This window comes from Cellulomonas sp. P1_C4 (genome assembly GCF_056406355.1).
Genome location: NZ_JBFUAI010000025.1, coordinates 1 through 11,328 on the forward strand (window position 1 = coordinate 1; position 11,328 = coordinate 11,328).

The 11,328-nt window shown below is 75.7% G+C and carries 11 protein-coding genes; 9 read left to right on the forward strand and 2 right to left on the reverse strand.

The window, feature by feature from the left end; genetic code table 11:
• Positions 1 to 1,153, reverse strand: a 1,153-nt coding sequence (locus AC1DYZ_RS17965; RefSeq protein ID WP_477066481.1) for a glutamyl-tRNA reductase, incomplete at its 3' end; no start/stop codon positions are given.
• 45 nt (positions 1,154 to 1,198) lie between these two features.
• On the opposite strand from AC1DYZ_RS17965, the gene hemE reads away from it, so the two are divergent.
• The 6 genes from hemE to hemL all read left to right on the forward strand — a co-directional run bounded on the left by hemE (position 1,199) and on the right by hemL (position 7,911).
• A complete protein-coding gene (gene hemE, locus AC1DYZ_RS17970; protein ID WP_477066482.1) occupies positions 1,199 to 2,263 on the forward strand; it encodes a uroporphyrinogen decarboxylase in 1,065 nt (354 codons plus the stop codon).
• On the forward strand, positions 2,263 to 3,609 hold the full coding sequence (locus AC1DYZ_RS17975) for a protoporphyrinogen/coproporphyrinogen oxidase (RefSeq protein ID WP_477066483.1): 1,347 nt from the start codon (positions 2,263 to 2,265) through the stop codon (positions 3,607 to 3,609). The genes hemE and AC1DYZ_RS17975 overlap by 1 nt, the downstream gene beginning before the upstream one ends.
• Before the next feature lie 174 nt (positions 3,610 to 3,783).
• Complete coding sequence (gene hemC, locus AC1DYZ_RS17980; RefSeq protein ID WP_477066484.1) at positions 3,784 to 4,755, forward strand: hydroxymethylbilane synthase; 972 nt, start codon at positions 3,784 to 3,786, stop codon at positions 4,753 to 4,755.
• Positions 4,752 to 5,582, forward strand: coding sequence for a uroporphyrinogen-III synthase (locus AC1DYZ_RS17985; RefSeq protein ID WP_477066485.1), 831 nt, complete (start codon positions 4,752 to 4,754; stop codon positions 5,580 to 5,582). Before hemC ends, AC1DYZ_RS17985 begins: the two co-directional genes overlap by 4 nt.
• Positions 5,582 to 6,571, forward strand: coding sequence for a porphobilinogen synthase (gene hemB / locus AC1DYZ_RS17990; RefSeq protein WP_477066486.1), 990 nt, complete (start codon positions 5,582 to 5,584; stop codon positions 6,569 to 6,571). The genes AC1DYZ_RS17985 and hemB overlap by 1 nt, the downstream gene beginning before the upstream one ends.
• Positions 6,568 to 7,911, forward strand: coding sequence for a glutamate-1-semialdehyde 2,1-aminomutase (gene hemL / locus AC1DYZ_RS17995; RefSeq protein ID WP_477066487.1), 1,344 nt, complete (start codon positions 6,568 to 6,570; stop codon positions 7,909 to 7,911). The genes hemB and hemL overlap by 4 nt, the downstream gene beginning before the upstream one ends.
• Positions 7,912 to 7,914: 3 nt before the next feature.
• Here hemL and AC1DYZ_RS18000 read toward each other — a convergent pair whose 3' ends face one another.
• Complete coding sequence (locus tag AC1DYZ_RS18000; RefSeq protein WP_477066488.1) at positions 7,915 to 8,373, reverse strand: RrF2 family transcriptional regulator; 459 nt, start codon at positions 8,371 to 8,373, stop codon at positions 7,915 to 7,917.
• Between the two features lie 92 nt (positions 8,374 to 8,465).
• On the opposite strand from AC1DYZ_RS18000, the gene AC1DYZ_RS18005 reads away from it, so the two are divergent.
• From AC1DYZ_RS18005 to AC1DYZ_RS18015, 3 genes are read left to right on the forward strand one after another with little or no spacing between them, the layout of a single operon-like run.
• Positions 8,466 to 8,747, forward strand: a complete 282-nt coding sequence (locus AC1DYZ_RS18005; protein ID WP_146927746.1) for a metal-sensitive transcriptional regulator — start codon at positions 8,466 to 8,468, stop codon at positions 8,745 to 8,747.
• Positions 8,748 to 8,761: 14 nt separating this feature from the next.
• Positions 8,762 to 8,995 carry a heavy-metal-associated domain-containing protein gene (locus tag AC1DYZ_RS18010; RefSeq protein ID WP_477066489.1) on the forward strand — a complete coding sequence of 78 codons (234 nt, stop codon included), beginning with the start codon at positions 8,762 to 8,764 and terminating at the stop codon, positions 8,993 to 8,995.
• A 32-nt stretch (positions 8,996 to 9,027) separates the two neighbouring features.
• Complete coding sequence (locus tag AC1DYZ_RS18015) at positions 9,028 to 11,325, forward strand: heavy metal translocating P-type ATPase (RefSeq protein ID WP_477066539.1); 2,298 nt, start codon at positions 9,028 to 9,030, stop codon at positions 11,323 to 11,325.
• The last annotated feature ends 3 nt before the right edge of the window (positions 11,326 to 11,328 follow it).

An 11,328-nucleotide genomic window follows, 5' to 3' on the forward strand; every position in this document is an offset into this window, starting at 1 on the left:
CCGTCGGGGCGTGCAGCGCGGCCCGGGTGCGGCGGCGCAGGGCTCGCTCGGCGCGCTCGTCGCGTTCGGTCAGTGCGCTGAGGCTCGCCTCCAGGCCAYCCAGCACGCGGGTGCGCTCGGCGACGACCGCGGGGTTCCAGTCGCGCACCCGGCGGTCCGCCTCGTAGGCCTCGGCGGCGGCCGTGACGACGTCGTGGGCGGCCTGCACGGCGGCGTGCTCGGCGGGGGCGTGCTCGGCGACGGTGTGCAGGCTCACCAGGCGGACGCCCGGCAGCGAGCGCACGCCGGGGTCCACGTCGTGCCGCAGGGCGAGGTCCACCACGGTGAGCGAGGTGGACGACGACGCGCGGGCCGCGGCGAGGGCGTCGACCCCCAGGACCGCACCGGCGGCGCCGCTGCAGGCGACCACCAGGTCGACGTCGGACACCTCGGCGGCGAGGTCGGCCGAGGACGGGAGGGCGCGGACTCCGCGGGCCGCGGCGAACGCCCCCGCGCGGCCGGAGGCGGAGAACACCCGGATGTCGCCGGCGCCGCGGGCCTTGAGCGCGGCCAGCGAGGCACCTGCGTAGGAGCCCGTGCCGATGAGCACGCACCGGACGGACGGCCAGTCGGGCAGGTCCCGCTCGGCGATGTCGAGCGCGACGCCGACGACCGAGCGGCCGGTGGCGCCGAGTCCCGTGCGGCTCTCGACCAGGCGCGAGACGCGGGAAGCCGCCTGGAACAGCGACTCGAGGCCGGACGTCGTGGTGCGGTCGCGGCGGGCGGTGGTCAGCGCGCGGCGGACCTGCCCGGCGATCTCGCGCTCTCCGACGACCATCGAGTCGAGGCCGCTGGCCACGGCGAAGAGGTGCTCGGCGGCGTCGGTGCCGGTGCGGACGCGCAGGTGGTTCTCGACCTGGTCCGCGGTGTAGCCCGAGCGGCCCGCGACCGCCTCGGCGGCCGCGGCACGGGCGGAGGGTGCGCGCTCGGCGTCATCGACCTCGAGGTACAGCTCGAACCGGTTGCACGTCGCCAGGACGACGGCACCGGAGACGAACCTGTGCACCGTCGAGCCCACGAGCTCGGACGCGACGGCCTGCACGTCCGACGAGAGACGTTCGAGCACATCGAGGTCGAGGTCGTGGTGACTGGCGGCGAGGGACAGCAGCACCACGTCCCGAGTTAATCATCTCGACAATTGTCCGGCACAATCGAGCACGTGAACCTTCCTTCCTCGCACCCCCTCGCCGACGGTCGCACGACGAATTCTTCGCTGGTGCGCGCCTATTCCGGCGAGCGGCCCGAGCGGCGGCCGGTGTGGTTCATGCGACAGGCCGGTCGGTCGCTGCCGGAGTACCGCGCGGCGCGCGGCGGCACCGCGATGCTCGACGCGTGCCTGGACCCGGCGCTCGCCAGCGAGATCACCCTGCAGCCGGTGCGCCGGCACGACGTCGACGCGGCGATCTTCTTCTCGGACATCGTGGTGCCCCTCAAGCTCGCGGGCGTCGACGTGGAGATCAAGCCCGGTGTCGGCCCCGTCATGGGCTCCGCGGTCCGGACCGCCGACGACGTCGCCCGGCTGCGCGACCTGGGCCCGCTGACGACCGAGGCGCTGCGGCCCGTCTCCGACGGCGTGGCGCTCACGGTCGACGCGCTGGGCGGGACGCCGCTCATCGGCTTCGCCGGCGCCCCCTTCACGCTCGCCGCGTACCTGGTCGAGGGCGGCCCGTCGCGCGACCACCTGGCCGCCCGCACGCTCATGCACGCCGACCCGGCGACGTGGGCGGCGCTGACGCAGTGGGCCGCGGACGTCACGGGCGCGTTCCTGCGCGCGCAGGTGCTGGCCGGCGCGAGCGCGACGCAGCTCTTCGACTCCTGGGCGGGCTCGCTGGGCCTGTCCGACTACACCGCGCACGTCGCCCCGGCGTCGGCCCGCGCGCTGAGCCACGTCGCCGACCTGGACGTGCGCAAGGTGCACTTCGGCACCGGCACGAGCGAGCTGTTGGGCGCCATGCGCGACGTCGGCGCGGACGTCATCGGCGTCGACTACCGGCTGCCGCTCGACGAGGCGAACCGCCGGCTCGGCGGCACCACGCCGCTGCAGGGCAACATCGACCCGGCCCTGCTCGCCGCCCCCTGGCCGGTGCTGGAGGCGCACGTCCGCGACGTCGTCGCGCGGGGCTCTGTGGCCCCCGGGCACGTGGTGAACCTGGGCCACGGCGTGCCTCCCGAGACCGACCCGACCGTGCTGACGCGCGTGGCCGAGCTGGTGCACCAGATCTGATGACCGCCTGGGACGCGATCGTCGTCGGCGGCGGGATCGCGGGCCTGGTCGCCGCGCGCGAGCTCGCCCACGAGGGGCTGCGGACGCTGGTCCTCGAGGAGCGCGACGTCGCCGGCGGMGCGGTCGCCGRGCACACCGTCGCGGGCCTGCGGCTGGACGCGGGCGCGGAGTCGTTCGCCACCCGCGGCGGCACGGTCGCCGCGCTGCTCGACGAGCTCGCGCTCACCGACCGCGTCCGGACGCCGGAGCCGCGCGGCTCGTGGGTCCACCTCCCGCACGGCGACGGTCCCCTGCCGCGCACCGGGCTGCTCGGCATCCCCGCGCACCCCTGGGCCGCCGACGTCCGCCGCACGCTGGGCCTGGTCGGCGCCGCCCGCGCCRGCCTCGACCTGGTGCTGCCGCCGAGCTCGGAGCCCACCCTCGGCGCCCTGGTCCGGCGCCGGATGGGCGCCCGGGTGCTGGACCGGCTGGTGCGGCCCGTCGTCGGCGGCGTGCACGCGGCCGATCCCGACGACCTCGCGGTCGGCGCCGTCGCACCGGGGCTCGTCGACGCCCTCGGCCGCGAGCGCGGGTCTCTCGCCCGCGCGGTCCGCTCGCTGCGGGCCTCGGCGCCGGCGGGCTCGGCCGTGCAGGGCCTCGACGGCGGCATGCACGTGCTGGTGGACGCGCTGGTCGCCGATCTCGAGGCCCACGGCGGCGAGGTCCGCACGGGTGCCGAGGTCCGGGCCGTGGCCGGCACATCCGAGGGCTGGACGGTCGGCGACGACACCGCGCCGCGGCTGGTCCTCGCGACCCCGGCGGCGGTCGCCCTCCTGCGCCCCGAGGGCGTCGGGACCCCCGATCCCGGCGCAGCGGTCACGCTGGTGACGCTCGTCCTCGACTCCCCCGAGCTCAACGCCGCCCCCCGCGGCACCGGCGTGCTCGTCGCCGCGGAGGCCACCGACGTCGCGGCGAAGGCGCTCACCCACGGCACCGCGAAGTGGGGTTGGCTGGCCGATGCCGCCGGCCCCGGACGGCACGTCGTCCGGCTCTCGTACGGACGCGCGGGCGACCGCGACGAGGCAAGACGACCGGAGCGGGACGATCAGCTCGTCGCCGCGGCCCTCGCCGACGCGTCCGTGCTGCTGGGCACGCCGCTGCGCGCCGAGCAGGTGGCCGGGCACGCGGTCTCCCGCTGGTCGCAGGCGCTCCCGCGGCCGAGCGCGGCGCACCAGGCCGTCGTGCGGGCGGTCCGCGACGCGGTCAGCGAGCGCGACGGGCTCGCCGTGTGCGGGGCCTGGGTGGCCGGCAACGGGCTCGCGTCCGTGGTCCCCGACGCGCGCGCCGCCGCGCGCTCGCTGCTCTAGGCAATTCGCCACGCATTTTCTGACAACGCGTCGGCAAGCGGTGCAAGAATGTCGCACGTCACATTTCCGGGCTCACCCCGCGGAAATGATCTGACAAGTTGTCACGACCCGTCACGGTATTCTCCGTTTTTCTCGCACTTCGACATCCCCCCTGCGGAGAGGGACACTGACCGCATGCCTCAGCACGTGCGGGTCGGGACGCGCGCGAGCGCGCTCGCGCTCACGCAGACCGGCCACGTGGTCGATGCCCTCGCCACCCTCGGGGGCGGCGACCTGACCCTCGAGACCGTCCACGTCCGGACCGACGGCGACCGCCTCACGGGGTCGCTGCAGAGCCTGGGCGGCACGGGCGTCTTCGTCACGGCGCTGCGTGACGCCCTGCTCGACGGCCGGTGCGACGTCGCCGTCCACTCCCTCAAGGACCTGCCGACGGGCGACGCCGCCGGGCTGCGGCTCGGCGCGGTGCCGCCGCGCGAGGACCCCGCCGACGCCCTGTGCGCCCGCGACGGGCTGACCCTGGACAAGCTCCCGACCGGCGCCGTCGTGGGCACCGGCTCCCCGCGGCGCGCGGCCCAGCTGCTCGCCGCCCGCCCCGACCTGGTCGTCGTCGACATCCGCGGCAACGTCGACACCCGCCTGGGCCGCGTGGCCGGCGCCCGAAGCGGCACGGGGGACCTCGACGCCGTCGTGCTGGCCCGCGCCGGCCTCGCCCGGCTCGGGCGGCTCGACGCGGTGACCGACGTGTTCGAGCCCGAGGTCATGGCCCCCGCCGCGGGTCAGGGCGCGCTCGCGATCGAGGTCCGGGCCGACCTGGCGGACGACGAGCCGCTCGCGCGGGCCCTCGCGGCGCTCGACCACCGGCCCACCCGGCTCGCCGTGCTGGCCGAGCGCGCCCTGCTCGAGCGCCTCGAGGCGGGGTGCKCGGCGCCGATCGGCGCGTGGGCGGCCCTCGCGGACGACGGCCGCACGCTGCGGCTCGACGCGGTGGTCGCCCGGCCGGACGGCGGCGCGACCGTGCGCCGGGGTCTCACCACCAACTTGAGCGGCAACAGCACCGACGACGCCCGCCAGCTCGGCGCCGAGCTGGCCGAGGTGCTGCTCGGGGCCGGGGCCGCGGACCTGGCCGGCCTGGGGGCCGACCGATGAGCACGGCGCCGACGCTCCCCCTGACGGGGTGGCGCGTGCTGGTCCCGCGACCCGCGGCCGGGCACAGCGCCGCCGTCGTCGCGCTGGCCGCGGCGGGTGCGGAGGCCGTCGTCGTACCCCTGATCGAGACCGTCCCGCCCGAGGACCCCACCGAGCTGGACGACGCCCTGCTCGCGCTCGAGTCCGGCTGGTACGGCTGGCTCGTCGTCACCAGCGCCGCGGCCGTGCCGGTGCTGGTCGACCGCGCGCAGGAGAGCGCCGGAAGCCTGGGCCAGCTGCTCGCCGACGGGGGCGTGCTCGTGGCCGCCGTCGGTCCCGGGACCGCGCGCGCCCTGCGCGAGGCGGGCGTCGAGCCGTCGCTGATCCCGCGGGGCTCGTCGACGTCCCGCGCGCTGGTCGACGCGTGGCCCGCGCCCTCCGCGCCGGCGCGCGTGCTGTTCCCCCGCGGCGACCTGGCCGCGCCCACGATCACCGACGGCCTGCGCGCCTGCGGGTGGGACGTCACCGACGTCGTCGCCTACCGGACCGTGCCGGCCGCGCCGCCGCCCGCGGACATCCGCGAGGGCTGGGCCGACGGCACCATCCACGCCGCGCTGCTCACGTCCGCCAGCACGGTCCGCGAGCTGGCGGCCCGGCTGGGTCCGCCGCCGGCGAGCACGCTGATGATCGGCATCGGCCCGTCGACCGCCGCCGAGGCCGCCCGCCTGGGCCTGCCGCTGGCCGGCATCGCCACCGAGCAGACGATGCTCGGCATGGTCGACGCGCTGACCCGAGCGGTCGCCACCGTGCTGCCGGCTCCGATCCCCAGCCCCGAGGAGGAGCTCTGATGACCGACGCCCGTCGGATCCGCCCGCGCCGCCTGCGCTCCACGCCCGCGCTGCGCCGCCTCACCGCGGAGACGCGCCTCGACGCCGCGCAGCTGGTGCTGCCCGTGTTCGTCAAGGAAGGGCTGACCGAGCCGCGCGAGATCAGCTCGATGCCGGGGGTGCACCAGCACACGCGCGACTCCCTGCGGAAGGCGGTCGCCGAGGCGGCCGGTGCGGGGCTCGGCGGCGTGATGCTGTTCGCGATCCCGACCGTCCGGGACGCCGTGGGCTCGCAGGCCACGGACCCCGACGGCATCCTCAACCTCGCGATCGCCGACACGGTCGCGGAGGTCGGCGACGCCCTCGTGGTCCAGGCCGACCTGTGCCTGGACGAGTTCACCGACCACGGCCACTGCGGGGTGCTCACGCCGTCGGGGGTGGTCGACAACGACGCGACCCTGGTCCGATACGCGGAGATGGCCCTCGCCCAGGCCGACGCGGGCGCCCACGTCGTCGGGCTGTCCGGGATGATKGACGGCCAGGTCGGGCACGTGCGCGACGCCCTGGACGCCGCGGGCCGCGACGACGTGGCCGTGCTGGGCTACGCCGCCAAGTACGCGTCCGCCTTCTACGGCCCGTTCCGTGACGCCGTCGAGTCGCAGCTCGACGGCGACCGCCGGACCTACCAGATGGACCCCGCCAACCGCCGCGAGGCCGTCCGCGAGGTCGAGATCGACCTCGCCGAGGGCGCCGACATCGTCATGGTGAAGCCCGCCCTGGCCTACCTCGACATCCTGTCCGACGTCGCCGCCATGTCCACGGTCCCGGTCGCCGCCTACCAGGTGTCCGGTGAGTACGCCATGATCGAGGCCGCCGCCGCGCGAGGCTGGATCGAGCGCAGACGGGCGATCCTGGAGTCCGTGCTCAGCATCCGCCGCGCCGGTGCCGATCACGTACTCACGTACTCTGCGACAGAGCTGGCCGGTTGGCTGGCAGAGGAGATCCGATGAGCGTCACCACCTCGGCAGCGACCGCGAGCGCGAACGCGTTCGAGCACGCGCAGGCCGTCATCCCCGGCGGCGTCAACTCGCCCGTCCGCGCCTTCGGCAACGTCGGTGGCACCCCGCGGTTCCTCGCGTCCGCCCAGGGCGCCTACGTCACCGACGTCGACGGCACCGAGTACGTCGACCTGGTCGGCTCGTGGGGCCCCGCCCTGCTGGGCCACGCCCACCCCGAGGTCGTCGAGGYCGTGCGCGAGGCGGCCGGGCGCGGCCTGAGCTTCGGCGCGCCGACCCTCACCGAGGTCGACCTCGTCGACGAGATCCGCTCGCGGGTCCCCCCGGCCGAGCGGGTGCGCCTGGTCTCCACGGGCACCGAGGCGACGATGACGGCGCTCCGCCTGGCGCGGGCGTACACGGGTCGCGACCTCGTCGTGAAGTTCGCCGGCTGCTACCACGGCCACGTCGACGCGCTGCTGGCCTCCGCCGGCTCCGGCGTCGCGACGCTCGGCCTGCCCGACTCCGCGGGCGTCTCCGCGGCCGTCGCGGCCGAGACGATCGTCGTGCCCTACAACGACCTCGCGGCGATCGAGGCCGCCTTCGCCGAGCACGGCGACCGCATCGCCGCCGTGATCACCGAGGCCGCGCCCGCCAACATGGGCGTCGTGCCGCCGCTGCCGGGCTTCAACGCCTCGCTGCGCCGCCTGACCCTGACGCACGGAGCGCTGCTCATCCAGGACGAGGTGCTCACGGGCTTCCGCGTCGGCTACTCCGGCTGGTGGGGTCTCGAAGGCCTGCGCGAGGGCTGGGCGGCCGACCTCTACACGTTCGGCAAGGTCATCGGCGGCGGCCTGCCCGTCGCCGCGGTCGGGGGGCGCCGCGACGTCATGGCGCTGCTGGCCCCGGTCGGTCCCGTCTACCAGGCGGGCACGCTGTCCGGGAACCCCGTCGCCACGGCCGCGGGCCTCACGACGCTGCGACTGGCCGACCTGGACGTCTACGCCCGCGTCGACGCGGTCTCCGCGCAGCTGCGCAGCGAGCTGGGCGCCGCCCTGTCCGCCGAGGGTCTGCCGCACGCCATCCAGTGGGCCGGCAACCTCTTCAGCACGTTCTTCGGTGCCGGCGCCGCCGCGCACGGCGCCCGCGACTACGACGCGGTCAAGGCCACCGAGTCGTGGCGGTACGCGCCCTTCTTCCACTCGCTGCTCGAGTCCGGGGTCTACGCGCCGCCGTCGCCGTTCGAGGCCTGGTTCGTCTCGGCCGCGCACGACGACGCCGCGGTGGACCGGATCGTCTCGGCCCTGCCGGCCGCCGTCCGCGCAGCCACGCAGGCCACAGCGCCCACGGACTGACCGCTACGGGTTGACCCAGGCGTCGTGCCGGGCGGCCAGCTCGTGGACGGTCGGCGGCAGGTCACCCGTCACCAGGCCGGCGAGCGTCACCTGGTCGAGCACGTCGCGGACGCTCACGCGCAGCGCCACCCACACCTCGAGCAGCGCCTGCGCTGAGCCCGCGTACTCGAGCTCGGTCGGCCGCTCGTCGCGGACCGTCACCAGCGGGCCGTCGACCGCACGGATGACGTCGGCCAGCGTGATCTCGTCGGCCGGCCGCGCCAGCCGGTAGCCGCCGGAGCGGCCGCGCACGCTGGAGACCACGCCGCCGCGGCGCAGGTCGCCCAGGATCCGCTCGAGGAACGCGACGGGAAGCTGCTGCCCGACCGCCAGGTCGTCGGCCCGCACCGGGTCGCCGTGCGGGGACGACGCCAGCTCGGCGCACGCCCGCACCGCATAGTCCGCCTTCGCCGAGACCCGCATGGCGTCGATTGTGCCCCGCGCCGCCGTCGAAAATACCCCCTAGGGGTATGATGTTGCGAAGATTGCACCCGCGACGCAGCCCAGGAGACCCCATGCACGGCTACACCGACGCCAAGGACGACTACCTCAAGCGCCTGCGCCGCGTCGAGGGGCAGGTCCGCGGCATCGCGCGGATGGTCGACGAGGACGTCTACTGCATCGACATCCTCACGCAGGTCGCCGCCGTCACGAAGGCACTGCAGGCCGTGAGCATCGGGCTGGTCGAGGACCACCTCGCCCACTGCGTCGTCGACGCCGCCCGCCAGTCCCCCGAGGAGGGCGCGGCGAAGGTCAAGGAAGCCGCCGACGCCATCGCCCGCCTCGTCCGTTCGTGAAGGAGAGTCCCCACATGAGCACCACCACCACCTTCGGCGTCGACGGCATGACCTGCGGCCACTGCGTCGCCGCGGTCACCTCCGAGCTGACCGCCCTGCCCGGCGTGCAGGACGTGACGGTCCAGCTGACGGTCGGCGGGTCGTCGACCGTGTCCGTCGTCTCCGAGGCCCCGCTGCCCGACGCCGCGGTGGCGGAGGCCGTCGTCGAGGCCGGTTACGCGATCACCCCGCGGAGGTCCTTGCTGTGACCTCACAGACCGTCGATCTCGCGATCGAGGGCATGACCTGCGCGTCCTGCGTCGCGCGCGTCGAGAGGAAGCTCAACCGGCTCCCCGGCGTCGAGGCGACCGTGAACCTGCCGCTGGAGTCGGCCCGCGTCACGATGACCGACGGGCAGCCCGCCGACACCGAGGCGCTCGTCGCCGCGGTGCGCTCCGCGGGGTACGACGCGAAGGTGGTGGGCGCCCGCCCGGACATGGAACCGTTCGAGCACGCGCTCTCGGGCCACACCATGGCCCCGGGTCACGACATGGACGCCGACGAGGACACGTCGGCCCCGACCGACGCCCGCGGCGCCGAGCTGCGCACGCGCCTGCGGGTCGCGGTCGTGCTCACCGTCCCCGTGCTGCTCCTCTCGATGATCCCCGCGCTCCAGTTCACCGGCTGGCAGTGGGTCGTCGCCGCCCTCGCCCTGCCGGTCGCCACGTGGGCCGCCTGGCCGTTCCACCGGGCCGCCTTCCGCGCGGCCCGGCACGGCGCCTCGACCATGGACACGCTCGTCTCGATCGGCATCATCGCGGCGACCGGCTGGTCGCTGTGGGCGCTCCTGTTCGGCGGCGCGGGCGAGCTCGGCCTGACGATGACGCCGTCACTGTGGCCGCGGGCCGAGACGGGCATGGACGTACCCGAGCTCTACTTCGAGGTCGCCGCCGTCGTCACCACGTTCCTGCTGGCGGGCCGCTACGCCGAGCACCGCTCCCGCCGCCGCGCCGGGGACGCCCTGCGCGCGCTGCTCGATCTCGGCGCCAAGGACGTCGCGCTGCTGGTCGACGGCAGGGAGCAGAGGGTCCCGGTCGAGCGGCTCGTGGTCGGCGACGAGTTCGCCGTCCGCCCCGGCGAGAAGGTCGCCACCGACGGCGTCGTGGTCCGCGGCACGTCCGCGCTCGACACCTCGCTGCTCACGGGCGAGCCGGTGCCGGTCGACGTCGGCCCGGGCGACGAGGTCACCGGCGCCACCCTCAACACCTCCGGCGCGCTCGTCGTGCGAGCCACGCGCGTCGGAGCGGAGACCCGGCTGGCGCAGATCGGTCGGCTCGTCGCGACCGCCCAGACCGGCAAGGCCCCCGTGCAGCGCCTGGCAGACCGCATCTCCGCCGTGTTCGTCCCCGTGGTCCTGGTGCTCGCCGTCGGCACGCTCGCCGCCTGGCTGCTCACCGGCTCGGGCGCGCAGGCCGCGTTCACCGCCGCTGTCGCCGTCCTGATCATCGCGTGCCCCTGCGCCCTCGGCCTGGCGACGCCCACCGCGCTGCTGGTCGGCACGGGTCGCGGAGCGCAGCTCGGCATCCTCATCAAGGGTCCCGAGGTCCTCGAGCAGACGCGCACCGTCGACACCGTCCTGCTGGACAAGACCGGGACCGTGACCGAGGGCCGGATGGCGCTCGTCGAGGTGCTCGGCGAGCCGGAGGTCCTGCGCTACGCCGCCGCGGTCGAGCAGCTGGCGGAGCACCCGATCGGCCGGGCCATCGCCGCGGCCGTGCTCACCACCGACGGCCCGACCGGCGCCGACGGCGTCGTCATCGGCGCCGACCAGGTGCACGACTTCCGCGCCGAGGCCGGCCACGGCGTCTCCGGCGTCGTCCGCACCGCCCACTCCGGTGTCGGCCTGGGCCGCCGCGTGCTCGTCGGCCGCCCGGCGTGGCTGCGGGCCCAGGGCATCGACCCGGCCGCGTTCGAAGGCCCGTTCGCTGCCGCCGAGGCCGACGGCGCCACCGCCGTCATGGTCGCGTGGGACGGCTCGCCGCGCGGCGTCCTCGTCCTGCGCGACCCGGTCAAGGCGACCTCCGCGCAGGCCGTCGCCCAGCTGCGGGGCCTGGGCCTGCGCCCGGTCCTGCTGACGGGTGACAACGCCGRCGCGGCCCGGGCAGCGGCACGCGCGGTCGGCATCGCCGACGCCGACGTCATCGCCCACGTCCTGCCCGCCGACAAGGTCGCGGTCGTGGCCCGTCTGCAGGAGCAGGGCGCCCGGGTCGCGATGGTCGGCGACGGGGTCAACGACGCCGCCGCCCTGGCCACCGCCGACCTGGGCCTGGCCATGGGCACCGGCACCGACGTGGCGATCGAGGCCGCCGACATCACGCTGGTCCGCGGCGACCTGCGCTCGGCAGGCGACGCGATCCGGCTGTCCCGTCGGACCCTGCGCGTGATCAAGCAGAACCTGTTCTGGGCGTTCGCCTACAACGTCGCCGCGATCCCGCTGGCCGCGTTCGGCCTGCTCAACCCGATGATCGCGGGCGCGGCCATGGCGTTCTCCTCCGTCCTCGTCGTCGGCAACTCGCTGCGCCTCCGCCGTTTCGTCTGAGGG

Bases quoted from the DNA above. Each gene is read 5' to 3' on its own strand.
- AC1DYZ_RS17985 (WP_477066485.1), top strand. From the start codon at position 4,752: ATGAGCACGGCGCCGACGCTCCCCCTGACGGGGTGGCGCGTGCTGGTC.
- AC1DYZ_RS18000 (WP_477066488.1), bottom strand. From the start codon at position 8,373: ATGCGGGTCTCGGCGAAGGCGGACTATGCGGTGCGGGCGTGCGCCGAG.
- AC1DYZ_RS18005 (WP_146927746.1), top strand. From the start codon at position 8,466: ATGCACGGCTACACCGACGCCAAGGACGACTACCTCAAGCGCCTGCGC.
- AC1DYZ_RS18010 (WP_477066489.1), top strand. From the start codon at position 8,762: ATGAGCACCACCACCACCTTCGGCGTCGACGGCATGACCTGCGGCCAC.